This window comes from Streptomyces sp. SM10 (assembly GCF_002910915.1).
Classification (GTDB): domain Bacteria; phylum Actinomycetota; class Actinomycetes; order Streptomycetales; family Streptomycetaceae; genus Streptomyces.
In genome coordinates, this window is sequence record NZ_NEUF01000153.1 from 414 (window position 1) to 26,115 (window position 25,702).

The following is a 25,702-nucleotide window of genomic DNA, read 5'->3' on the forward strand; positions in this document are numbered from 1 at the left end:
GCCTCGGCCGTCTTCGCCGACACCACCCACGGCACCACCGGCACCACGACGGGGCCCGAGGAAGCCACCTTCTCCGCTAGAGGCGCCTGCTCGAGGATCACGTGTGCATTCGTGCCGCTCACGCCGAACGACGAGACACCCGCCCGCCGACGCTCACCGGTCTCCGGCCACGCCACCTGCTCCGTCAGCAGCCGGACGTCACCGGATTCCCAGTCCACCTGAGGCGTCGGCTCGTCCACGTGCAGCGTCTGCGGCAGCACACCGTGCCGCATCGCCATCACCATCTTGATCACACCGGCCACACCGGCCGCGGCCTGGGTGTGACCGATGTTCGACTTGATCGACCCGAGCCACAGAGGCAAGTCGTCCGGACGTTCCTGCCCGTAGGTCTCCAGCAGCGCCTGCGCCTCGATCGGGTCACCCAGCGTCGTCCCCGTACCGTGCGCCTCCACCGCGTCGACTTGTGAGGCGTTCAGGCCCGCACTCGTCAATGCCTGCCGGATCACCCGCTGCTGGGACGGACCGTTCGGCGCGGTCAGACCGTTCGACGCACCGTCCTGGTTGATCGCAGAACCACGTACCACCGCCAGGACCTCATGGCCGTTGCGCCGTGCATCCGCCAACCGCTCCACCACCAGGACGCCGACACCCTCCGACCAGCCGGTCCCGTCGGCGGCCGACGAGAACGACTTGCATCGTCCGTCGCCTGCGAGGCCGCGCTGGCGGCTGAAGTCCACGAAGGTGCCTGGTGTCGCCATCACCGTCACACCACCGGCCAGGGCCATCGTGCACTCGCCCTTGCGCAGCGACTGCACCGCCAGGTGCAGGGCGACCAGTGACGACGAGCACGCCGTGTCAACCGTGACGGCGGGGCCCTCGAGTCCGAAGGTGTAGGCCACTCGGCCCGATACGACGCTGCCTGAGTTCCCGACGCCCAGGAACGCTTCCACGCCCTCGGGCACCGCCGCGAGACGGGCCGCGTAATCGTGGTACATCAGCCCGGCGAACACGCCCGTGCGGCTGCCGCGCAGCTCAGCGGGGTCGATGCCGGCCCGCTCGAACGCCTCCCACGAGGTCTCGAGCAGGAGTCGTTGCTGGGGGTCCATCGCCAGCGCCTCACGCGGCGAGATGCCGAAGAACCCGGCGTCGAACTCACCCGCGTCGTGGAGGAATCCGCCTTCTTCCGTGGCGGATTTGCCGTCCTGGCCGGAGTCGGCGTCATAAAGATTTCCGAGATCCCAGCCACGGTCGGCCGGGAATGCGGAGATGCTGTCGGTGCCGGCGGCCACGAGCTGCCAGAGGTCTTCGGGGCTCGCCACTCCACCTGGATACCGACAGCTCATTCCCACTATCGCAATGGGCTGCTGATCCTGGGCCTCGATGTCCCGGAGGCGCTGGCGCGTTCGGCGCAGATCTGCGGTCGTCCGCTTCAGGTACTCACGGAGCTTCTCTTCGTTGTCCACTCAACCCAACCCGTCGCGGCGGTCAGCAGGTGAATTTCGACCCACCGTCAAAGGTCCGTCAACACGGAAAATCGGCTCAGCAGTCAGCGCGTTTTCCTTACGGTTGATTCGCGGTGCCGCTACTCCGAAGCACTCCGCAGCATTCGAATTGTTTCCCCTTACTCGGGGAATCTACGGGGGGTCTGCAGAACCGGACAACCCCTAGGGGGTTGGCTCAGCCCCCTACCGCGAAGCCCCCTACCCGGGGTGTGTGCCCCGAGCGAGGAGTACGGCGCCGCGCAGGGAGGACAGGCCGCCGAGTGACGCGGCGCGTACGTGGGCAACGGGGTGTCCCGGCCTGGCGAGCGCGTGCGCTCTTCCGGCCACCGTGTCGACGAATCCGGGGAGCCCGTCGGCGAATCCGCCACCGATCAGGACCAGTGCGGGACGGACGAGTTCGTTGAGGTTGACGATCGCCACCGCGAGAGCGTCGCAGCTCTCTCCGATCGCTGTGACGGCCCAGTCCCGTTCGTGACGCAGGCCGTCCGCGAGCTGGGCGAACGTCACGGGCTCGCCTCGCAGGCGGCCGGCCCGGCGCAGGGTCGCAGGACCGGAGGCGACGGCTTGTACGCAGCCGCGCCGTCCGCAGTCGCACCGCGGGCCCTTGGGGTCGACGATCACATGGCCGACCTCGCACGAGCCTCGGGCTGTCCCGGGGCAGAGACGCCCGTCGAGGACGATGCCGCCGCCGACACCGGTGCCGACGCCGAGGTAGACGACGTCCTGGCAGTCCGCTTCGTCCGCCTCCGCGAGGGCCGCAAGGTCTCCGTCGTCCGCCCAGAGCACCGAGCTTCGGGGGAAGAGACAGCACAGCGCGGCTCGAAGGTCCAGTCCGGTCCAGCTGGGGCGGCCGGGCCAGGTGGTGACGAGGCCCTCCGGGCCGACGGTCGCAGGCATGGCGACGCCGACCGCCCGGACGGACTGCGTGGTGTCGTCGAGCAGCGCACGGACGTTCCTGGTGAGAGTCTCCAGGTCGTCCGCGACGCTGCTGGTCCGCGGCCACGGGAATACCGCGCTGCGTGGCGTTGCACCGCCGTCGGTCTGCAGGGCGACCTTCGTGCCACCGACGTCGATTCCCAGGTAGGTCACGCCGTCGAGGCGACGATGTCGAGCGTGAGGGTCAGGTAGCGGGCGGTCATGCCCTTGTCGGCGGTGATGCCGAAGGCGTACCGGTCGATCTTCGTGGTGGCCCGGAAGCTGATCTCTTCCGCCCCGCTCCTCGCCTCGCTCCTTGCCTCTTCGATGAGGAGTTCCACCGGCCGGGTCGTGGCACGGACGGTCAGTTCGCCGTGCAGGCTGTACGAGCCCTGCGACTCGCGTACTGCGTCCGAGGTGAACGAGATGTGGGGGTGTGCTGCGGTGGCCAGGTACTTGTCGGAGCGTACGACGTTGTCCCGTGTGTCGTTGCCCGTGGTGAAGCTGGCGGCGTCGATGACGGCCGTCGCGTCGGATTCCGCGGCCTCGGCCGCGATCCGGATCCGGCCGCTGAGGACGGAGAAGGAGCCGTCGACACCCGCGAGGCCGAAGACGTGCCGGGTTCGGAAGGTGATGGTGCTGCGGCCGGGGTCGATGGTGTAGGTGCCGGGGGCCGGCACGGTCAGGGAGTTCGCCGCTGTCTGTGACACGTTGCTACCTCTGTCGGGGGGCGGGGGCGTGCGGGGGAACGGAAGTCACCCGCAGTCGAGTTGGGCTCGTTCAGTCTTGACCAGATCACTGCGGAGATCCACAGGCAGGTCCTTCCGGCGTTTCACCTTGAGCTTCCGGTAGACGCGGGTGAGATGCTGCTCTACCGTGCTCGCGGTGATGTGGAGCTTGCTCGCGATCTCGCGGTTGGTGCAGCCCATGACGGCCAGCGAGGCGACGCGCCGTTCCGATCCGGTGAGTGAGGGGATCCCGTCGGTGCTGCCGGAAGCCGTGTCCGGGTTGTTGCAGTCACCGGACGCCGCGAGGAGTTCCTTCGCCAGCGGGCCGGCGTCGCACAGGTCGGCCACGTGCCACGCCCTTCGGAAGACCATGCGGGCCCGCCGGTACTCCTCGAGTTGGTAGTAGCTCCGGTTGAGGTCGACGAGGGCTCTCGCCTGCTCGTAGCGGTCGCCGCAGTCCTCCAGCAGATCGAGCGCCTCGGTGAGCAGGTCGGGGCGTCTGGCCATCGGGCCCGTCGCCGCGAGCAGGCGCAGCGCGGAGCCTCGGATGCGCGGCCTGTCCGCCCCCGCTGAGGTCAGCTGGTCGTGGAGGAGCCGCTTGGCCTGGTCCCGGTTGCCGAGCCGTAGCCAGGCTTCGGCCGCGCCGGTCCGCCAGGGCACGAGGGCTGCTGCGTCGAGGCCCCAGCTGCGCATGAGTTCGCCGCAGGAGATGAAGTCGGCGAGGGCGGCGTGCGGGTGATCGGTGGCGAGGTAGTAGTGGCCGCGGGCGTGGAGGTAGTGCAGCCCGTAGCGGCTCTGGAACATGCCGTCGGTCGCGGAGTACGTGAGGTGCTTCGCGGCTTCCTCGTAATCGCCCATCCTCGTCACGGCGAGGATGAGGCTGCCCAGCGGGAAGCCGATCGCGACGCCCCACGCCTGAGGTGGCAGCTGGGCCAGTGCCTGCCGGGCATATGCGGCTCCAGCCGCCAGGTCGCCCTGCCTGACAGCGATCTCCGCACGCGTCGCGGAGGCCATCGCCGACCAGACGGGGGCCTCCCGCGTGTCTGCCTCGGCCAGGAGCTTCTCGCACTGGTCGGCCGCGCTGCGCAGGCGTCCCGCACAGATCAGGCCGAGCAGGGCCAGCTGTACGGCTTCCTCGGTCCAGGGAGACGTACGGCCCAGGCCGAGACCGAGGCCGTCCAGGACTCGTTCCGCACGGTCCGCGGCGGGGTCGCCAGGCCCGTCGGTCAGCAGCCCTGCCAGTTCGGCGGCCGACCGCAACCACGGATCGCCGTGAGGATCGGCGAGGGTGGGTGGTCCTTCGCCGGCGGACGCGGGTCCCTGGTGTCTGCGGGCGAGCTGGGGGTGGGTGGCGGCCAGCCACAGTTCGGTGTTCCGCGTCGGTACGACGTGCGCGATCTCGCGCGTTTCGGTCCGGGCGTCACGGATTCGTTCGAGAACGGGTCTCGCCTCGCTCGTACGGCCGTGCCAGAGCAGGTGCCGGAGCAGGACCAGCAGGTCGCCGTGGGCCAGCTGGCCGGTGTCCGCCGCCGCGGCCAGCGGAGTGAGGTGCCGAGCGGCCGCGGAGGGGTTGAGTTCCCATTCGGCCTGGGCCAGCCGCGCCCTGATGCCCGGCCGTTCCTGCTCGTTGCCGCAGGATCTGTGGGCGAGCGCGAGGCATTCCGTCGCGAACCAGGTCCTGCCCCCGAGCAACGCCTGATCGGCGGCCTCCAGAAGCACCTGGACCGCCCACTGGCCCTGCGTGTGCTTGGACTCCACCAGGTGGTGGGCAACGGTCATGACAGCTGCGCCCCGTGCGTGCATGAGCTGTGCTGCGCGGCGGTGCAGGGCCGCCCGGTCCGGGGCCTGCAGGCCGTCGAGAATGGCCGAGCGGGCCACCGGATGGCGGAACACGCCGTTGTCGGTCAGACCGGCCGCTTCCATGTCGTGAAGGGCGCGGCCGACCGCCTCCGTATCGGTTCCGGCCAGTTGGGCCAGCGCCTTGACGTCTCCCTCCTGGTCGAGCACCGCCAGGGCGCGCGCCACGTAGGTGATGACGGGCTTGTCCCGGTACAGGCAGTTGAGCAGGGCCAACCCGTAGCCCTGGGGCCTTGCCTCTCCGGCGAGGTGGTGGTCCTCGATGAGGGCGTGCAGGAGCAGGGGGTTGCCGCCGCTGATCCGGAAGAAGTCGTCGACGCGCCAAGGGGCGGCCGGGCTGTCCGGCTGCTGCGGTGGCCCGTCCCCCAGCTCGACGGACGGGCCGGAGGGACGGTCACGGAGCACCTCGGCGACCCCCGCCCGGGTGAGCGGTGCGAGGCGCAGCCGGTGGAACTGCGACTGTCGCCGCAGTTCGGCGCGGAACGGGGAGTGCTGCGCTCCGAACTCCGCGTCCTCGGTCAGAACCGCCAGGATCCGCGCGGATCCGATCCTGCGCACGATGTGGAGCAGACAGTGCAGGGACGAGTCGTCGGCATGCTGCACGTCGTCGACGGCGATGAGCACCGGTGACTCCGAGGCGAGGTCGAGCAGTACGGCTCCGAGGCCCTGGAACAGCTGGACGGCTTCCGGCTCGACGGTGTCGTGGTGGGTCCGGGGCAGAGCGTCCGATGCGGCGCCCTCCTTCAGCAGCTGTGCCGCCCGGTCGGCGATGTCCAGGGGCAGGCTGGCGCTGTGCAGCAGCTGGGTGAGGACTCCGAGGGGCAGGGCGCGTTCCGCGCGCGAGCAGGTCGCGCGGAGCACGACGACGTCCGTCGAGGCACGCTCGGTGAACACGCGCAGAAGCTCTGTCTTGCCCGTGGTGACCGGGCCGTCGAGCACGACGACGTGTCCCCGTCTTCCACGGCACTCGTCCAGCAGCCCGTCCAGAGACCGCACGTGCTCGTCACGCTCGACCAAACGCACCCTTCCACCCCTGCCCTTGCACGGTTGTCACTGGCCCGGATGGTCCCGCATCCGGGTCATGCTCAGATCGTCGGCTTCTTGGCGACCGCGATCACGTAATCGATGGTGTCCAGCTCTTTCTTCAGTAGTTCCTGGTCACTCCAGTTCTGGCTTATTCCCTTGTACTGGGTGGGGGTGATCAGGTTCTTGTATTCGGTGCTCGCGATCTTCTCCACCATGAACGTGCGGTACTGCTCCCACACCCGGTCCCGGATCGAATCGACCCGGTTCTCCTCGAAGCCCGCCTTGGCCAGCTTGTCGGCGTAGACCCCCGAGGTGTACCAGTTCTCCTCGTCGTAACTGAGGAGAATCCAGCTGAGTGCGCGGGACTTGAGTTCCTTGCGCACCACTGTGTCGTGCGTCGGGAGGACGTCCGCGACGGCGAGTACACCGCCGGGCCGCAGCACTCTGAAGGCTTCTTCGAAGAACGCACTGCGCGGGTAGAAGTGGAATGCGGATTCGAGGGCGACGACTTTGTCGAAGGTGTTGTCCGGGAAAGGGATGTCCGTGGCGGAGCCCTGCTGGAATTCGAGTCGGTCCTCGAGCCCTTCCCTCTTGGCGCGAGCCTGTGCGGCCTCTATCTGGTGCGGGGTGATGTTCAGGCCGTGGATCTTCTTGGGCTGCCGGTTGCGGATCCAGGAGAAGTCCTGATCGCCGTAGCCGAAGCCCAGGTCCAGCACCGTGTCCCCGGCCTCGATGCCGGCTGCGGCACCCAGCCGGGTGGCGAGCTCCTCGGCGGCCTCGTCGAGGCTGTCGCATCCGTCGTTCCAGTAACCGAAGTTGCAGTACGTGGTGGTGCGGTCGACGAACTCGAAGCTGGGGGGCATGAACTGGTAGAGGCGCCGGGTCCGCTTGACGGGGTCACCCGTCGAGATCATCTGGATGAGCTTCCCGAACTGTTTGGCCGCTTCCAACATGGCGGTACTGCCTTTCGTGAGGTGGTGTAGGGGTTCAGAGCGTGGTACGGCCGAGACGGCCGCGCAGGTCGTCGATGAGCGCGGCCAGGTCGTCGGGACCATGTGCGGCTCCGAAGAGGTAGAAGTCCGGGCGTACGAGCATCCCGACGGCCCCGTCCGGTCCTGGGCCGGGCAGCCCGGCCAGATAGGGCAGGTACAGGTCCTCGGCGTCGACGACCGCGTGCCCCCCCGCCTTCTCCGGCGCGGTCTCCGCAGGCAGTACGTGCACGAGGTGGCACCCGAGGGTGTCGAGGAAGTCCAGGTCCGCCGAGTCGAGGAGCAGGCGCGGGTCCTCGGTGCAGAGCAGGGTGAAGCCGGTGCCGACGACGTCGTCGAGGAGTCCCCGGGAGCCGCCGCGTACCACCTCCGCCTGCGGTACGAGCTGGCCGGCCGACCGTGTCCCGTCGTCGGCGGCTGCGCCGGTACGGAGGAAACCGCCGCTGAGGGAGTCGGCCAGTTTGGGCCCGTCGGGGGTGGCCTGGTCCCGGCCGCCGCGGGCGCGCATACGGGCGGCGAGCATGAAGGCGTCGCGCCCGGCCGCGGCGGCGCGGTCGGTCTGGCAGATGACGTTGCCGAGCGCGATCGACGTCTCGATGGCAGGCCGTACGTGTGCGCTGCGTTCGACGGCGTAGGTGTCGAGTAGTTCCTCGTCCGCGAGGCCGCCCAGGACGAGGTTCAGCTTCCACGCCAGGTTGGCCGCGTCGCGGAAGCCCGAGCACATGCCCTGCCCTACGAAAGGCGGCATGACGTGTGCGGCGTCGCCCGCGACCAGCAGTCTTCCGGAGCGCCACTGGTCGGCGCAGGTGCCCCGCGTGGTGTAGACGGCGTGCCTCTCCAGAGTGGCGTTGTCCGGGGTGAGGTCGAACAGCCCCAGCAGCCGCCATACGGTCGCCTTCTGACCGAGTTCCTCGATCGTCTCACCGGGCATCCGCATGAACTCCCAGCGCCGGTGCCCCGGGCCTGCGGAGACGGCGGTCCTGGGCCGGGCGGGGTCGCAGATCTGCAGGTTGTTGGGCGTGTACTCGCGCTTGTCATGAGTCACGACGTCACAGATGAGCCAGTCGTGCGCGAACCCGTAGTCGGTGACGGTCGACTGGATGTGCCGTCCGACGAAGCTGTTGGCACCGTCGCAGCCGATGACCCAGCGGGCCCCGTACGTGTGCCGGTTGCCGTCCACGTCCTCCGCGACCACTTCGACGCGGTCCTCGTAGCGGGTCAGCTCGACCGCCGTCCGGCCGCGGTGCACGGTCACCCCGGGGAGTTCGGCGCCACGTGCGGCGAGGGCGGCCTCCAGACCGGGCTGGTACATCGAGGTCGACTCGGGCCAGCCCGAAGGGCTCTTCCCCGGCACCTCCATGTGGATGAGGGTCTGTCCGCGGGCGTTCTCCCAGACGTACTCACCGGTTGGTTCCCGGACGTCCTCGAGGCGGTCGGCGACACCCACGGCGGCGAGGATGCGGGCGGCCTCGCCGTCGTACGCGACTGCGCGGGGCATCGGATAGGGCTGCGGCCAGCGCTCGACCACGGTGACCGTGCGGCCGTGCTGGGCCAGCAGGATCGTCGCCAGTTGGCCGACCGGGCCGTATCCGACGATCAGCACATCGGAGTTCACCACGTCTGTATCTCCCTGAACTCTGCGGCGGGGACCCGAACGGTGTTCAGGACGACCCCAGTTCCTTGTCGATGAGTCCGAAGATCTCGTCGTCGGAGGCCGTATCGAAGTCGAATGCGTCCTCCTCGTCATCGATGCGGCCCGCGGGCCCCCAGGAGGCGGTCAGTGCTTCCAGCCTCGACAGCCGTGACATGAGATCCGCGCGCAGCGCCTCGTCGGGGTCCGCGTGTGCGAAGGCGGCTTCCAGCCGGTCGAGTTCGGTGGCCAGCACCAACGGCTGCGGGCCGGCGGCCCGCGCGTCGGCCGGTTCCGGGCGGAGCCGCTCGGCCAGGCAGCCCGCCAGCGCCAGGGGGGTCGGGTAGTCGAAGATCAACGTCGCCGGCAGCCGGACCCCGGTGGCGGCGACGAGACGGTTCCGGAGCTCGACGGCCGTGAGGGAGTCGAATCCGACGTCTTTGAACGCCTGCTCGGAGTCGACGCTGCCGGCGGTTCCGTGACCGAGCACGGTCGCCGCCTCGACGCGTACCAACTCCAGCAGCGCGGCCTCGCGCTCCGGCTCCTTCAAGCCGGCCAGCGCCTGTGCCGGCAGGTGCGCCGCGGGGGAGGCACTGCCTCGCGCGCTCGTACGGGTGACCCGGATCAGGCCGCGCAGCAGCGGGGGTACGGCCGCGGATTCCGTGCCGTACGTGCCGAGGCCGAGCTTGGCGGGCATCAGCTTCGCGTGTCCCAAACGCAGCGCGGTGTCCAGCAGTTCCATGCCCTCGCGTGAGCTCAGGGCGTCCATGCCGCCGCGCCGGCCGCGCTCCAGTTCCGCACTGCCGAGGCTGCCGGTCATGGCGGAGGCCTCGGCCCACAGTCCCCAGGCGAGGGACGTCGCGGGCAGCCCGTGGGTACGCCGGTGTGCGGCCAGACCGTCCAGGAATGCGTTGGAGGCGGCGTAGTTGGCCTGGCCGGGGGTCCCGAAGAGGCCGGAGGCCGACGAGAACAGCAGGAAGACGGCCAGGTCGGTGTCCCGGGTCAGCTCGTGCAGGTGCCAGGCCGCGTCGGCCTTGGGGCGCAGCACGGTGTCCAGACGCTCGGGGGTCAGAGCAGGAAGCACACCGTCGTCCAGCACACCCGCGGCGTGTACGACACCGGTGAGGGGCCGTTCGGCGGGGATCGTGTCGAGAACGGCGGCGAGCGCCCCGCGGTCGGCGACGTCGCAGGCGGCGAACGTCACGTCCGCGCCCAGTCCCGTCAGTTCGGCCTCGATGGCGCGGGCCCTGGTGCTTTCTCCCCCACTGCGGCTGACCAGCAGCACGCCGCGTACGCCGTGCTCGGCGACCAGGTGCCGGGCGACCAGTGCGCCCAGCGTTCCGGTACCGCCGGTGATCAGTACGGTGCCCTCCCGGTCCAGTGGCCTTCCCTCGGCCGGCGCCTCGGCGGGGACACGTGCCAGCCTCGGTACCCGCGCCTCACCGGCCCGGATGGCGAGCTGCGGCTCACCCGAGGCGACCGCCCGCGGCAGGGCGCGTCGTGATTCCTCCTCGGCGTCGATGTCGGCGAGGACGATGCGGTCCGGGTTCTCCGACTGAGCGGCACGCACCAGACCCCACACGGCGGCGGCCGCCGGATCGGTTCCGGGCAGGCACGCGTCACGTGTGAGTACCACCAGCCGTGCGGTGGCGGGCCGGTCCTCCTCCAGCCAGGACCGCACCGCGTGCAGGGCCCGGCCGAGCAGGTCCCGTACCCGGGCCGGGCCTTCCGCGTGCGACGCGCCGGTCAGGTCCGCGTACTCCACCTGCTGGGATCGGTCCGGGTGATCAGGCAGAGCGACGGCAGGCCAGTCCAGGTGGAACAGCTGGTCGTACGTCGCGGGCCCGGTCTGCAGCTGGTCGGCCGACACCGGGCGGAAGGCAAGGGACTCGACGGACATCACCGGTGCGCCGTCCGCGTCGGTGGCCTCGAGTGCAAAGGCGTCCGGGCCTGCCGGGGTCACCTTGACGCGCAGGGCGCAGGCGCCCGAAGCGTGCAGGGTGACGCCGGCCCACGCGAACGGCAGGAGGAGCTTCCCCTGTCCCATGCCGCCCAGGGCTCCGAAGCTCGCGGCGTGCAGCGCCGCGTCCAGCAGGGCGGGGTGGAGCCCGAACTGCCGTGCCTCGTGCTCGTGTTCCTCGGGCAGCGCGACCTCGGCGAAGATGTCCTCACCGCGGGTCCACACGGCCCTCAGGCCTCTGAAGACCGGACCGTACTCATAGCCCGCCTCCGACATGGAGGGGTAGAAGTGGTCGGAGTCGACCCGCCGGGCGCCGTGTGGCGGCCATGCCCCGGATCCGGGCAGCGGCGCGGTACCGCCGGCGGCCAGCAGGCCTCCCGCGTGCCTGGTCCAGGGCGCGTCGGGGTCCGTGCCGGCAGGACGGGAGTGGATGCCCACAGGGCGGCGGCCGGTCGCGTCCGGCGCGGACACGGCTACCTGCAGCTGTACGGCGGCGTGGCCGGGCAGTACCAGGGGGGCTTCGATGACGAGTTCGTCGAGGACCGGGTACCCGGCCTCGTCGCCCGCCCGCACGACCGCCTCCACGAGCGCGGTACCCGGCACCAGCACCTGCCCGCCCACCGTGTGGTCGGCGAGCCAGCCGTGGGTGGCCACGGACAGCCTGCCGGTGGCGAGCACCCCGTCGCTGTCCGGCAGTGTGACGGTGCCGCGCAGCAGCGGGTGAGCGGCATCGGTGAGACCGGCCGCACCCGCGTCCGCGGTCGTACCGGTCGGGTCCAGCCAGTAGCGCCGACGCTGGAAGGCGTACGTGGGCAGGTCGACCTTCTGTGAGCCGCTGCCCTCGAACAGGGCCGCCCAGTCCGCCGGGACGCCCCGGACATGGAGCCGCGCGAGCGCGGAGACGACCGCTTGCGGTTCGGATCTGTCACGTCGCAAGGTCGGGACGGCGGCGATGGTCTGCGCGACGTCGCTGAGGCAGTCCTGCACCATCGCGGTCAGGACACCGCCCGGGCCCAGCTCGAGGAAAGTGCTGACGCCCTGACTGTGCAGGGTGCGTACCGCGTCGTGGAACCGCACGGGCCGCCGCACCTGTTCGGTCCAGTGGTCCGGGCTGCGCAGCACGTCGGCGCCGACCGCTTCGGGGTCGCTGGTCGACACGACGTGGATGCGCGGCGCCCGGAAGTCGAGCTGCTCCACCACGGCGCGGAACGCGCCGAGCATCGGGTCCATGAGCGGGGAGTGGAAGGCGTGGCTGACCCGGAGCCGCCTGGTCTCGGTGCCTCGCCCGGCGAACTCCGCGGCAAGCTCCTGAACGGCCTGCTCGTCACCCGAGAGCACCACGGCGGCCGGTCCGTTGACTGCCGCGATGCTGACCCGGTCCTCCAAGCCGGCGAGCAGGGGCAGCACCTCCTCCTCGGACGAGGCGACGGCGATCATGGAGCCTCCCGCGGGCAGGGCCTGCATGAGTGCGCCACGGGCGGCGACCAGCGTGCAGGCGTCGGCCAGCGACAGCACTCCGGCGACGTGCGCGGCGGCGATCTCACCGACCGAGTGTCCGGCGACGGCGTCGGGCCGTACGCCCCAGGACTCCATCAGACGGAACAGGGCCACCTCGACGCTGAACAGGGCCGCCTGGGCCATCGCCGTCTGCTCGAGCGGTGCGGGGTCGCTGCCCAGGAGCACGCTGTGCAGGGACCGCCCCAGGCGCGGGTCGAGTTCCGCGCACACCGTGTCGAAGGCTTCTGCGAACACGGGGTAGCAGTCGTACAGTTCGCGCCCCATGCCGAGGCGCTGCGCACCCTGGCCGGTGAACAGGACGGCGGTCCGGCCGCCCGCGCGTGTGCCTTGCACGAGGGTGGCGGCTGCCTCGCCGTGCGCGAGGGCGCGCAATCCCGTCAGCGGGTCCTCGCCGTCCCCGGTGACGAGGACCGCGCGGTGTTCCAGGTTCGACCGTGCGGTGAGGGAGTACGCGACGTCGGCGGGCCCGGGGCCGTCCGACCGCTCCAGGACGGCCACAAGGCGGGCGGCCTGGGCGGACAGCGCCTCCGGGGTGCGTGCGGAGAGGAGCCACGGGACGGCGGGCGGGGTCCTGCGCGCCTCGGGAGCGACAGGCCCGTCGAGGGGCGGTTGCTCGAGGATGACGTGGCCGTTGGTGCCACTGATCCCGAAGGACGACACCCCGGCACGCCGGGGCCGGTCCAGGGCGGGCCAGTCCCGGGCCTCGGTCAGCAGCTCCACCGCGCCCGACGCCCAGTCGATGTGGGGAGAGGGTTCGTCGACGTGCAGGGTCCGGGGCAGCACGCCGTGGCGCATCGCCATCACCATCTTGATCACACCGGCCACACCGGCTGCGGCCTGAGTGTGACCGATGTTGGACTTGAGGGAGCCCAGCCACAGCGGCCTGTCCTCCGGCCGGTTGCGGCCGTAGGCCGCCAGCACCGCGTGTGCCTCGATCGGGTCGCCCAATACCGTGCCCGTGCCGTGGGCCTCCACGACGTCCACGTCCGGCGCGGTGAGGCCTGCGTCGGCGAGGGCCTGACGGATGACCCGTTGCTGGGACGTCCCGTTGGGCGCGGTCAGTCCGTTGCTCGCACCGTCCTGGTTGATCGCGGTGCCGCGCACGACGGCCAGGACGGGGTGTCCGTTGCGGCGGGCGTCGGACAGCCTCTCGACCAGCAGGAGCCCGGCCCCTTCGGACCAGCCGGTACCGTCCGCGGAGGCCGCGAAGGCACGGCATCTGCCGTCCGTCGAGAGTCCGCGCTGGCGGGAGAACTCGACGAAGCCGTCAGGAGTGGCCATCACGGTCACTCCGCCGGCCATCGCCAGGTCGCATTCCCCGGAGCGCAGTGCCTGGGCGGCCATGTGGAGAGCGACCAGCGAGGAGGAGCAAGCGGTGTCCACGGTGACGGCAGGGCCTTCGAGGCCGAGGCTGTAGGCGACCCGCCCGGACAGCACGCTGGAGGCGTTTCCGGTGACGAAGTACCCCTCGGCTCCGCGACGGGCGGGGCTCTGCCCCGTGCCGTAGTCCTGGTGCATGGCGCCGACGAAGACACCTGTGCGGGTGCCGTGCAGGGTGGCGGCGTCGATGCCTGCCCGCTCCACGACCTCCCAGGCCGTCTCCAGCAGGACGCGTTGCTGCGGGTCCATGGCCAGCGCCTCGCGCGGCGAGATCCCGAAGAACGCGGCGTCGAAGTCCCCGGCGTCGTACAGGAAGCTGCCGTGCCGCACGTAGGACTTGCCGGTCTGCTCAGGGTCCGGGTCGAAGAGGTTCTCGACGTCCCAGCCACGGTCGGTGGGGAAGCCGGACACCGCGTCGACGCCGTCCTCGACGAGTCTCCACAGGTCTTCCGGCGAGGCGACGCCACCCGGCAGCCGGGCACTCATGGCGACGATCACGATCGGGTCGTCATCGCGTGCGGCGCCGTGGACGGGTGCCGAGGTGACGGCCTGTTCCCCGAGCAGCAGGCCGCGCAGACGGACGGCGAGGGCGGTGGGGGTGGGATGGTCGAAGACGATCGTGGACGGCAGTGCGACGCCGGCCTCGGCGGCCAGGCGGTTGCGAAGGTCGAGTGCGGTCATGGAGTCGAAGCCCTGGTCACGGAAGGCGCGGGTCGCATCGACCGCGGCTGCCCCTGAGTGACCGAGCACGGCGGCGGACTGGGCCAGGACCAGGTCGAGCAGGATCCTGTCGCACTCGGGGCCGTCGAGCCCGACGAGACGCCCGGCCGGTGCCGGGACGTCGGACTTCTCCTCCCCGTCCGCCCCCGCGGCCCGGACCCCGGGGACCTCGGCGATGAGCGGGCTGGGGCGGGCCATGGTGAACGCGGCACCGAACCGCTGCCAGTCCATGCGCGTCACCGACACGCAGGTGTCGTCGTGCTCGACGGCTCGTATCAGCGCCGAGACGGCGGTACCGGGCTCCATCTCGAGTACGCCCGCCCGGCGGAGCCGTTCGGACGCCCCTTCGCGCGCTCCGAGTCCGATACCGCCGCCCCAGGCGCCCCAGGCGACGGAGGTCGCCGTGCGGCCTCGGGCACGGCGCCGCTCCGCGAGGGCGTCCAGGTAGGCGTTCGCCGCGGCATAGGCGCTCTGCCCGCCGCCGCCCCAGACCCCGGAGTTGGACGACATCAGGACGAACGCGTCCAGGTCTGCGTCTCCGAGGAGTTCGTCGAGATGCGCGGCGCCGGCCGCCTTGCCCGCGAGGATGCCGGCGAACTCGTCGGGTGCGGTGTCCGCCAGCAGGCTGTTCTGTCCCACGCCCGCGGCGTGCACCACCGCGGTGAGCGGCCCCGGCAGTGACGCGAGGAGATCGCGCACCGCCTCCCGGTCGGCGACGTCGCACGCGCGGACGGTCACCTCCGCCCCCGAGGCACGTATCTCGTCGGCCAGTTGCTCCGCTCCTGGAGCCCGCGGACCGCGCCGGCCGGTCAGGACCAGATGAGCGGCGCCGTCGGACGCGAGCCGGCGGGCCACCTCCGCGCCGACTCCCCCGGTTCCGCCGGTCACCAGGACGGTGCCGCGGGGATGCCAGCGGCGCGCGGCGGCAGCGCCGCGCGTGGGCGCCGGTACGAGACGCCGGGCGAGGACGCCGGTCGGACGGACGGCCAGCTGGTCCTCACCGTCCGTACCGCTCAGCGCGCTGGACAGCCGGCGCAGCGCACGTTCGTCGAGGGTGTCAGGCAGGTCCACCAGCCCGCCCCAGCGGCTGGGCGATTCCAGTGCCACTACTCTGCCGAGTCCCCATACCATCGCCTGCGCCGGGCTGGGTTCCGGGCTGCCGGGCCCCGTCGCGACCGCCCCGCATGTGAGCGTCCAGAGCGGGGCGTCGACATCGGTCGCCTCGAGCGCCGCCACGAGGGCGACTGTGGCGGCGAGGCCTGCGGTGTGTGCGGGGGCTCCCGGCACGGGCCGTTCGTCGAAGGCCAGCAGGGACAGCACGCCACTGAGGTCGCCGGGCTGCCCGGCCTCTTCCCGGATGCGGGCGGCGAGCTCGCCCGCATCGGCTTCCCGGGCGTTCACGTCCATCCGTACGCACTCGGAGCCACGGGACCGCAGCCCGTCGAGCACCCTGTCGGCAAGGCCGCCGCTCGCGTCGTACGCGGTGGGCATCATCACGAGCCATCTGCGGGGCAGTTCATCGCGTCCGGCGCCGGCCATGCGCTTCCACGTCACCCGGTATCGCCAGCTGTCGCCGGCGGACCTCTCGCGGTACCGCCGGCGCCAGTCGGCCAGCACCGGCAGCGCTTCGGCGACCGCTCCGAGCCCGTCGGCGTCCTCCCTGCCACCCGCCGTCAGGGAAGCTGCCAGGCCCTCCAGGTCCTCGCTGTCGACGGCCTTCCAGAACGAAGCCTCGACCGGATCCGCCGGTGTCGCGACCCCGTGAGCGCTGCGGTCCGATGACGCCTGGAGCCAGAAGCGGCGGCGCTGGAACGCATACGTGGGCAGGTCGGCGCCCGCACGCTCGGGCGGGGTGGGCCAGTCGACGGCCAGACCGCGCACCCAGGCCCCGGCGAGCGAGGTGAGCAGCCGCCGTGTGCCGCCGTCGTCCCGGCGCAGCGTGCCGACCACGGTCACCGCGCCGCCGACCGCGTCCTCGGCGGTTGCCTGCACCGCCGGAACAAGGACGGGGTGTGAGCTGACCTCCACGAAGAACCCGAAGCCCTGTGCCAGGAGGGCTCGTACGGCCTCCTCCATGCGTACGGTCCCACGGAGGTTGCGGTACCAGTAGTCCGCGTCCAGCTCGTGCGTGTCCATCCAGCGGTCGTGGACGGTGGAGTAGAAGGGGATGTCCGAGCGGCGGGGGCTGATGGGAGCCAGTGCGCTCGCGAGATCGGCCTCGATGCGCTCGACCTGCGCTGAGTGGGACGCGTAGTCCACGGGGATCCTGCGTACCCGGACACCCTCGGAGGTCAGTTCGCCGGCCATGGCGTCCAGCGCTTCGGGCGTTCCGGCGAGGACCACGGACGAGGGCCCGTTGACGGCCGCCAGGGAGAGGTGTTCCCCGTCCGAGGAGCCGTTCAGCCGTCTGCCCGCCTCCTGCGCGGTCAGGGCGACCGACATCATGCCGCCCCGGCCGGCCAGGTGCTGGGCGATGGCGCGGCTGCGCAGTGCCACGACTCGTGCCGCGTCCCGCAGGGAGAGCGCACCGGCGATGCAGGCCGCGGCGATCTCCCCCTGCGAGTGACCGACGACCGCGTCGGGCTCGACGCCGTTGGACCGCCATACCTGTGCGAGCGAGACCATGACGGCGAAGGACACGGGCTGCACGACGTCGACCCGGTCGAGAGTGGGGGCTCCGGGAACCTGCCGGACCACGTCGGACAGCGACCAGTCGACGTGTGGTGCGAGAGCCTCGGAGCACAGGGCCATGTGCTGGGCGAACACCGGCGACACGTCGAGCAGTTCGGCGCCCATCCCGGCCCACTGGGAGCCCTGTCCGGGCAGCACGAAGACCACCTTGCCCTCGGTGTCGGCGCTGCCCGAGACCACGGACGTCGTGGGGCGGCCGGCAGCCAACGCGTCCAGGGCGGACCGTGCCTCCTCGATGTCGTCGGCCACCACGACGGCCCGCTGTTCCAGTGCGGACCGGGTGGTCGCCAGGGCGTGGGCGACGTCGCCGAGTTCGAGTCGCGGGTGGGCCGCGAGATGTTCGCCTAGGCGTGCGGCCTGTGCGGCGAGGGCCTGCCCCCCGCGCCCGGAGACCAGGAGCGGCTGTGTCCCGTGTCCGCCGCCCGTCGGCTCCCGTTCACTCCCGCGCGGCGTCTCGGGAACGTGCTCCAGGATGACGTGGGCGTTCGTGCCGCTGACCCCGAACGAGGACACCGCGGACCGGCGCGGCCGGCCCGTCTCGGGCCAGTCGCGGGCCTCGGTCAGCAGTTCCACCGCGCCGGACGCCCAGTCGACGTGCGGGGACGGTGCGTCGACGTGCAGGGTCCCCGGCAGCACGCCGTGCCGCATCGCCATCACCATCTTGATCACGCCCGCCACACCCGCAGCGGCTTGGGCGTGCCCGATGTTCGACTTCAGCGAGCCCAGCCACAACGGCCGGTCCGGGGAGCGGTCCTGACCGTAGGTCGCCAGCAGGGCCTGCGCCTCGATCGGGTCGCCCAGGGTGGTGCCTGTCCCATGCGCCTCGACCGCGTCCACCTGATGGCCTGCCAGGCGGGCGTTGGCCAGTGCCTGGCGGATGACCCGGCGCTGCGCGGGCCCGCTGGGAGCGGTCAGGCCGTTGCTCGCGCCGTCCTGGTTGACCGCCGACCCGCGCAGGAGCGCCAGCACCCGGTGCCCGTTGCGCTTGGCGTCCGAGAGGCGTTCCAGGAGCAGTACGCCGACACCCTCGGACCAGGAGGTACCGTCCGCGGACGCCGCGAAGGCCTTGCACCTGCTGTCCGGTGCGAGCGCACGCTGTCGGGAGAACTCGATGAAGGAGCCGGGCTTGGCCATGACCGCCGCCCCTCCGGCCAGCGCCATCGAGCATTCGCCGGACCGCAGGGCCTGCGAGGCCAGGTGCAGTGCCACCAGTGAGGAGGAGCACGCGGTGTCCACCGTGATGGCGGGTCCTTCGAGACCGAGGGTGTAGGCAACCCGGCCGGAGACGACGCTGCCTGCGGTACCCGTGCCGATGTAGCCGCCGACACCCTCGGGGGCATCGGCGGCGTCGGTCCCGTAGTCGTGGTGCATGAGCCCGGAGAACACGCCGATGTTCTCTCCGCGCAGCGAGGTCGGGTCGATGCCCGCGCGCTCGAAGACCTCCCACGACGTCTCGAGGAGCAGCCGCTGCTGCGGGTCCATCGCCAGCGCCTCACGCGGCGAGATCCCGAAGAAGTCGGCGTCGAAGTCTCCGGCGTCGTGGAGGAATCCGCCTTCGCGGACGTACGTGGTGCCCTGCCTGTCCGGGTCGGGGTCGTACAGCGACGCGATGTCCCAGCCGCGGTCGTCGGGAAACGCGGTGACTCCGTCCAGGCCGAGTTCGACGAGTCGCCACAGCTCCTCCGGAGAGGTGACTCCGCCGGGCAGCCGGCAGCCCATGGCGACGATGGCGACCGGTTCGTCGGACGCCGCTGTGGAGGGCGTGGACGGGGTGACGTCCGGGTCGTCGTCGAGGAGCAGGGCGCGCAGGTGACGGGCCAGGGCCGTGGGTGTCGGATGGTCGAAGGCAGCGGTCGCCGACATGCGCAGGCCGGTAGCCCCGGTCAGGGCGCTCCGCAGGGCGACGGCGGCGACGGAGGTGAATCCGAGTTCCTTGAACGCCCTGTCCGCACCGACGGTGGCGCCCTCCGGCAGGTCCAGCACACGGGCCGCACGGGTGCGTACGAGCTCCAGCAGCATCCGTTCCCGCTCGTCGGCCGGGGCGGAGAGCAGCTGTGCGCGCAGTGCGGCGCTGCCGGCCTCGTCCGGCGCGGGCGCACGGGGCGTCACCTCGATGACACCGCGCAGCGGCGCGGGGACGTCGTCGGTGTGCAGCGTCCCGGAGTCCAGCCTCATGGGCACCAGGACCGCGTGGTCCACGGTCCGGGCGGCGTCGAACATGGCGCGGCGGTCGTGCGCCGTCAGACGGCCGACACCGGCCGGTGCCGGCGTCCCCGTGTCGCCTCCGGGCTCGTCCGAGGGCCCCCAGGCCAGGGACAGAGCGGCGTGTCCTGCGACACGGCGGTTCTGTGCCAATCCGTCGAGGAAGGCGGCGACAGCACCGTGTCCGGGCGGGGCGGCCGCCCCGAGCAGACCGGCCGCCGAGGAGTTGAGGACGAAGGCGTCGAGGCCCGCGTCCAGGGTCAGCTCGTGCAGGTTCAGGGCCTGGAGCACCGCCGGGCGCAGGGGGTCCTCCCCGGCCCCGGCGACCGCCCCGGGGGTGTGCACCACAGCGGTGAGGGGACGGCGGATCCGGGTCAGTACGTCGGCGAGCGCAGCGCGCTCCGTGAGGTCGCAGGCCGCCAGCACGACCCGGGCCCCGGCTCGGGTCAGCTCGTCCTCGAGCTCGGCCGCGGCTCGGTCGCGCGGGCCCCCTTCGCTGACCAGCATCACGTGGCGGACACCGTGCCCGATGACCAGGTGCCGTGCTGCTGCCGCTGCTGCGGCTCCGTCGGCGCCGGTGATGAGGACGGTCCGCCGGGGGTCCGGCGCCGGTTCCCGCTCTCCCGGTGCGGGGGCGGCGGCACGGGTCAGCCTGGGCAGCAGCGTGATGCCGGAACGGACCGCGGACTGCGGTTCGCCGCCGGGCAGCAGGGTGGGCAGTACCGCACCCGCCTGCGCGTCGGGAACGTCCAGGTCGACGAGGACCATCCGCCCGGGGTGCTGTCTCTGGAGGTCGCGCAGACCGCCCCACAGTGCGGCCTGCCACAGGTCAGGGATCTTTTCGTCGGACGCGGTGGCGACCGCCCGGCTGGTCGTGAGCAGCAACTGCCCGCCGTTGAAGAGGTCGTCGGCCAGCCATGCGGCGGCCACGCCGGTCAGCTCGTGCACCGCCCCGCCATCGGCGGAGCCCGCGACGGGGGCGAGCACCGTGACGTCCGGCACCGCTCCCCCGGCGGCGGACACGGCGTCCCGCAGCGCCGCCGGGTCAAGGTGGTACGACACGTGCATGCCGTGGTCGAGCAGCCCCTGTGTCAGTTCTTCCGTACCCGGGCCGACCAGTGCCCACCGGCCGGGGACCACGGGCGGCGGCGGCACCGAGGGCAGCGGAATCCAGTCCAGCCGGAACAGTGACTCGTAGTGGCTGGCACCGGCAGCACGCAGACGGGCGGGCTGTTCGAGGAGGACGTGCCTGGTGATCTTGCCGGACGCCGTACGGGGCACCTGCGCGATCTCGTAGAGCTCCTCGGGCACCTTGTAGTACGAGAGCTCCTCGCGGCAGGCCGCGAACAGAGCCTGCGGGTCCAGCCCTTCGGGCCCGGGGACCAGACAGGCCACCGGCACCTCACCGAGCGTCTCGTGCGGGCGTCCGACCACGGCCACGTCGGCCACGCCCGGGACCCGCCGCAGGACCTCCTCGATCTCGCCGGGGTGGATGTTCTCCCCGCCGCGGATGATGAGCTCCTTGATGCGTCCGGTCACGGTGAAGTAGCCGTCGGCGTCGCGCCTGGCCAGGTCGCCGGTGCGGTACCAGCCGTGCCGGATCGCCTCGGCGGTGGCCTCAGGCTGGTTGTGGTAGCCGGCCATCACGCTGGGCCCGCTCACCCAGACCTCGCCCTCGCGCTCCGCGGGGACGTCCTCGCCGGTCTCCGGGTCCACGAGACGGACTCCGAGACCGGGCACCGGAAGTCCGCAGGAGCCCTCGACCCGGGCGCCGGTCGGCCAGTTGATCGTGATGGAACCGCACGTCTCGGTGGATCCGTACGCGTCGAGCAGCGGCGCGCCGAAGGCCTCTTCGAACGAGCGGCGCAGAGACGCTGTGGTGATGGCACCGCCCACGAGGCACATCCGCAGGTGGGGTGCCTTGAAGCCCTGCCGGCGCGCGGCACGCACCAGGTAGTGGTACATGGTGGGCACACCGGCCAGGAAGGTCGCCGAGTCCTCGCGCAGCGCGTCCAGGACCTCATCGGCCTCGAACCCGTCCACGATCCGGGCCGTCGCTCCGACCGCGGTGACGCCGAGTACGCACGCGATGTGGGACAGGCTGTGGAACAGCGGCAGGGGCCACACCACCCTGTCCTCGGAGTTCAGCCCCGGTACGGGTGCGTAGCAGGCGGCCACCGACCACAGGCAGTTGCGCTGTGTGGACAGGACGCCCTTCGGCCGGCCCGTGGTTCCCGAGGTGTAGAGCATCCACGCGAGGTCGTCGAGTCCCAGGTCGTCCCGCGGCCCGACAGCCGGTTCCGTGCCCGCGAGAGTCTCGAAGCTCAAGGCCCCTGAGGGCGCGTTGCCCGTGATGACGACACGCACGTCACTCCGGTCGGCGAGGACCCGCCCGAGCTGGTCGGCGTGGGCCGCGTCGGTGATGACGACGCGCGCGTTGCTGTCCTCGAGCAGGTACGAGAGTTCGGCATCGGTGGCGCGGGGATTGAACGGCGAGCCGATGGCGCCGGCCCTGACGACGGCCAGGTAACTCTCGATGACCTCTACGCAGTTGCCGAGGTAGATCGCCACGCAGTCACCCGGTTGCAGCCTCATCTGAGCGAGGTGACCGGCGATCCTTCCCGAGCGGCGCTCCAGCTCGGCGTAGGTCACACTGCGGCGGGCGTCCCGGAAGGCCACCTTGTCCCCGAACCGGTCGGCGTGCGCCTTGAGGAGTTCGGGCAGCGGCCGTATCAGTTCGGTACGCAGCATCTCACCACTCCGTCGGCCGGCGAGGCGCCTCGCACGGGCCGGTATCGGTTGCCGCCCACGGCAGTGGGCGAGTCACTGCTCAGTCTCGGGCGCGCCCACCCCGCGCCCTACCCCTACCGGCCCCCTAGGGCATCCCTAACTCCGCAGGCTTCTGGGCCACCCGAAACCGAACCGGTCCGGCTGGAGCGTGCGCTCCGTCCTGTGCGGCGGGACCGGAGAGCGGGGACGCCGCCGTGGGCCGGTCGGCCGGCCACCGCGCGGTGCCGGCCGACCCGGGGACACGTCAGCCGACAGCTGCGGCCGGCCACAGCGCCAGCAGGTCACTCGGCTTCTGGAGTACGGCATCAGGCGAAGCGGCGAGCAACGCCGGTTCGTCCGTCTCGCCCCACAGTGCCGCCAACGCGGCCACTCCCGCACCGTGCGCACTCGCTATGTCGGTCACCGCGTCTCCGACCATCACCGCACTGTCGGGCTCGGCCCCGAGCAGTTCCAGAGCCTTCAGCACGATGTCAGGAGCGGGTTTCGGGCGAGCGATCTCGTCCGACCCGATCACGTGATCGAAGAGCTCCAGCACTCCCAGCTGCGACAGCAGCGAACGCGCCCTCGGCCCGCTCTTTCCCGTTGCCACGGCGAGCCGGATACCCCGCTCGCGCAGGGTGTGCAGCATCTCGGGCACCCCGTCGAACAGGGGCACCAGATGAGCCATCCGATAGCTCTCCCTGACGAAGGGCTCCTCCATCGCGAGAGGCAGGTCCATGATCCGCATGATGTCGGGGAAGTACCGGCCCAGATGCCGGTTGTACTCCGCGAACGGCGCCGGCCCTTCTCCCACGACCTCGGCGTACGCGATCGAGAACGCCTCGCGCATCACCTCGGTGCTGTCCACCAGCACCCCGTCGAGATCGAACACGACCACACTTCTGGGGTGCTCCAGCGGGCCGACGGCGGGCCTGCTTCCGGTGAGACCCGTTATGCGCCTGTCCATCTGGTGCTCCCTGGTCGTGTCATGTGCCGGAACGTGCCTCCGGGCGCAGGCGTAGAGACGCTCGATGATCCCGATGTTGCGGCGTGCGTCGGCCACCGCCCGCCCGGCCATGGCTGGTTGGTCCAGCAGCCCGGGCAACCCGTCGAGCTGGCGGTCGTACTCCGCACCGATCCGCTCGGCCTCGAACGGCACCTGCGTCGTCTCGCCGTCACTGGTGAACGTGAGGTCGGAACCGTCCTCGCGGTTGGGGCTGAAGCCGAACGTGCAGCGCAGAGAGGCCACACCCGCGCTGCCCTCGACCGTGATCAGCGTGACGTCGCGCGATTCGTGCGACGCCCAGCTCGCGCGCAGCGCCACCGAGACGCCTTCCTCCGTGACCAGGAATCCCCGGACGGTGTCCTCGACGTCACCGCCTCCCGCACCGGCGCCCGCCGCCTCGGGGGCGTCGCGCCAGCCGGCCCTGGCAGCAGACGTGTTGACGAAGTCGTCGGACAGCGTGCCGACCACCTGCGTCAGGGCGGCCGGCCCCAGGATCGGCGCGATGCTGTCCAGCAGGTGCCACCCGAGGTCCACCAGTGCGCCTCCGCCGGCGAGTTGCGCCTGTGTGAACCATCCTCCCGAGTCCGGAACGCCACGGGCCCGCACCCAGGACACGTCGATGTGCCGGATCTGTCCGACCGCCGGCGTCCGCTCGTAGAGCGCCCGGACGTCGGCCCGGTACCGCGCCGCGCTGCCGGCCAGCAGTACCGCGCCTCCGGCGCGTTCCGCCTCCGCGAGACGGTCGGCCTCCGAGGACGTGAGGCACACCGGCTTCTCGAGGAACACGGGGATGCCCCGGAGCAGCAGCTCCTCGGCGATGTCGGCGTGCAGATGGTTCGGCACGGCGACGACTGCGAGGTCGACCGTCCCGGGCTCGATCTCCGCGACGTCACCCAGCAGCGGAACCCCCGGGTCCGCCGGGCCTGCCACGGGATCCACCACAGCGATGACGTCGTAGGCGTGATGCTCCTTCAGCCGTGGGAGCCAGATCTCGCGGCCCGCCCAGCCCATCCCGACGACCACGACACGGACGGGCCCGTTCACGCCTTGGCCATGCTTTCCGCGATGACGGCTGCGATGTCGTGCATCTGCTGCTCGGTGCCCAGCAGCGTCCGGTGGTGCAGCCAGACGGAGTCCCTGGTGAGTGCCTCGGAGTTCGGGCAGCGGCGGGCGATGTCCTCCACGGACTCGTCCGGAGCGGAGGACTCCCAGAAGCCGTCGCTGCGGTAGATGGCGCGGAACCCGACGAAGGCCGGCAGCCCCTGCTCGATCAGGGTGTCCACGAGGGCGTTGCGGCGCTCCTCACCGAGTCCCGGGACCCGGAACATGGCCATGTAGTGCGGATTGCGGTCGTTGCGTTCGTCCCTGCCCTGCGGTACGACGCCGGGGATCTCGGCGAGCAGGCTCGCCAACAGCGGCCAGCGCTCCTCACGTGTGTCGATCTGCCCTGCCAGCCGATCCAGTTGGGCCCGGAGGACCGAGGCGCTGAACTCGTTCATCCGGAAGTTGGAGCCCGAGGTGTTGTGGAAGTACTTGCGGTCCGTCGGGGGGCGCCCGCAACTGTGCCGCAGGAACGCGCTGTCGTACAGCTCACGGGTCGGGAAGGTCACCGCACCGCCCTCGCCCGCGGTCATGAGCTTGCCGTTCTGGAAGCTGAAGGCGGCCACGGAGCCGAGTTCGCCGACCTTCTTCCCCTGCCACCGTGCACCATGGGCATGCGCCGCGTCCTGCAGGATCGGCACGCCCGCGTCCGCGGTCAGCTTCTCCAGCGCGTCCATGTCCGCCACCTGGCCCGCCATGTGGACCGGCATGACGGCCTTGGTCCGGGGCCCCATCGCAGCGGCGACGGCGGCAGGGTCGATGCAGTACGTCTCCGCGTCGACGTCCACCGGAACGGCCACCGCGCCCAGCCGCTGCGCTGCCTGCGAGGAAGAAATGAAGGTGAACGCGGGAACAATGACTTCCGAGCCGGGGCCGACCCCGAGGACCTGCAGGGCGAGCTCCAGCGCATGCGTCCCGTTGGTCACCGCGAGCGCGTACGGTGCGCCGTGGTAATCGGCGAACTCCTCCTCGAAGGTGTCGACCTCACTCCCTCCGATGCGCCACCACTGCCCCTGGTCGAGAGCACGGTGCAGAGCCATCCGCTCCGCGTCGCCGTACTGCGGCCAGGCAGGGAACTCAAATGACTGCGGCGAACGTCCCATGGATTACACACTTTCTCGGTGAAGTGAATCGGTGCGGGCCGTGACGCTATCGCAGCAATTCGTTACGCCCTCCCCCTTCACGTTCCCCTAACACCCCCCTATCCAGATACTTCACGACGCATCGAGGGATGGAATTCCGACCTCGTGGACACGCGTGCCCGAACCTCCGGTGACCGACGGGGTCCCCGGCAGCGCGCCGACGCCGGCGCCGCCACCGTGCGGGGCACCTCGACCGGGGGCGGGCGCCGGCGTGGGCCGGATGGTTCCCGCCGACAACCCGTAGCTCTGCTCGGCGACTTGGACCCCGACTCCAACCCCAACCGAGACGAACTGCGCAAGCGCAGGATCCTGCCCGCCACATCCAGCAAGGGCTGCCCGAACATCAAGGACCTGGGCAAGCTCCGGTACGTCGTCGAGCAGGCCCGCCCCTCATCGCGCTACGAGCCCTTGGGGATGCCGAGCCACGTGGGCGACCGGGCGGCCGGGGTCCCGCACTTCACGCACGGCCCATTCACACAAGCCATCCCACTCCTGGGCATCACCAACAACGGAACCGTCCGGGGAACTTGATCACGCCCTGGGAGCGAGGTGTTCACCGAGGCGGC

10 protein-coding genes are annotated in these 25,702 nt (G+C 71.3%); 1 reads left to right on the forward strand and 9 read right to left on the reverse strand.

All coding sequences use genetic code 11. From position 1 onward, the window contains the following. From B9S57_RS24100 to B9S57_RS24145, 9 genes are all read right to left on the reverse strand, one after another. On the reverse strand, window positions 1–1,463 hold a 1,463-nt coding region (locus B9S57_RS24100), incomplete at its 3' end, for a type I polyketide synthase (RefSeq protein ID WP_374935980.1). Between the two features lie 237 nt (window positions 1,464–1,700). After that, on the reverse strand, window positions 1,701–2,591 hold the full coding sequence (locus B9S57_RS24105) for an ROK family protein (RefSeq protein ID WP_103517695.1): 891 nt from the start codon (window positions 2,589–2,591) through the stop codon (window positions 1,701–1,703). Continuing rightward, window positions 2,588–3,127 (reverse strand): YceI family protein, encoded by a 540-nt coding sequence (locus tag B9S57_RS24110; RefSeq protein ID WP_103517696.1) that lies wholly within the window; start codon window positions 3,125–3,127, stop codon window positions 2,588–2,590. The genes B9S57_RS24105 and B9S57_RS24110 overlap by 4 nt, the downstream gene beginning before the upstream one ends. Window positions 3,128–3,172: 45 nt before the next feature. Continuing rightward, window positions 3,173–6,025: a LuxR family transcriptional regulator gene (locus B9S57_RS24115; protein WP_103517697.1), complete on the reverse strand. Its 2,853-nt coding sequence runs from the start codon at window positions 6,023–6,025 to the stop codon at window positions 3,173–3,175. A gap of 62 nt (window positions 6,026–6,087) precedes the next feature. Beyond that, a complete protein-coding gene (locus B9S57_RS24120) occupies window positions 6,088–6,981 on the reverse strand; it encodes a cyclopropane-fatty-acyl-phospholipid synthase family protein (RefSeq protein WP_103517698.1) in 894 nt (297 codons plus the stop codon). A gap of 34 nt (window positions 6,982–7,015) precedes the next feature. Next, window positions 7,016–8,635, reverse strand: a complete 1,620-nt coding sequence (locus B9S57_RS24125) for a bifunctional 3-(3-hydroxy-phenyl)propionate/3-hydroxycinnamic acid hydroxylase (protein WP_103517699.1) — start codon at window positions 8,633–8,635, stop codon at window positions 7,016–7,018. A gap of 43 nt (window positions 8,636–8,678) precedes the next feature. Continuing rightward, window positions 8,679–21,869 carry a type I polyketide synthase gene (locus tag B9S57_RS35740; RefSeq protein ID WP_103517700.1) on the reverse strand — a complete coding sequence of 4,397 codons (13,191 nt, stop codon included), beginning with the start codon at window positions 21,867–21,869 and terminating at the stop codon, window positions 8,679–8,681. A 283-nt stretch (window positions 21,870–22,152) separates the two neighbouring features. Further along, a complete protein-coding gene (locus B9S57_RS36275; RefSeq protein WP_308457416.1) occupies window positions 22,153–23,937 on the reverse strand; it encodes an HAD-IA family hydrolase in 1,785 nt (594 codons plus the stop codon). Then, on the reverse strand, window positions 23,934–25,097 hold the full coding sequence (locus B9S57_RS24145) for a DegT/DnrJ/EryC1/StrS family aminotransferase (protein ID WP_103517701.1): 1,164 nt from the start codon (window positions 25,095–25,097) through the stop codon (window positions 23,934–23,936). Before B9S57_RS24145 ends, B9S57_RS36275 begins: the two co-directional genes overlap by 4 nt. Before the next feature lie 297 nt (window positions 25,098–25,394). On the opposite strand from B9S57_RS24145, the gene B9S57_RS24150 reads away from it, so the two are divergent. Continuing rightward, the gene (locus tag B9S57_RS24150) at window positions 25,395–25,667 is read left to right on the forward strand and encodes a hypothetical protein (protein ID WP_103517702.1); all 273 of its coding nucleotides are present in this window, start codon (window positions 25,395–25,397) and stop codon (window positions 25,665–25,667) included. Window positions 25,668–25,702 lie beyond the last annotated feature (35 nt).

Coding starts and splice junctions, on each gene's coding strand:
- B9S57_RS24120 (WP_103517698.1), bottom strand. CDS start 6,981: ATGTTGGAAGCGGCCAAACAGTTCGGGAAGCTCATCCAGATGATCTCG.
- B9S57_RS35740 (WP_103517700.1), bottom strand. CDS start 21,869: ATGCTGCGTACCGAACTGATACGGCCGCTGCCCGAACTCCTCAAGGCG.
- B9S57_RS24145 (WP_103517701.1), bottom strand. CDS start 25,097: ATGGGACGTTCGCCGCAGTCATTTGAGTTCCCTGCCTGGCCGCAGTAC.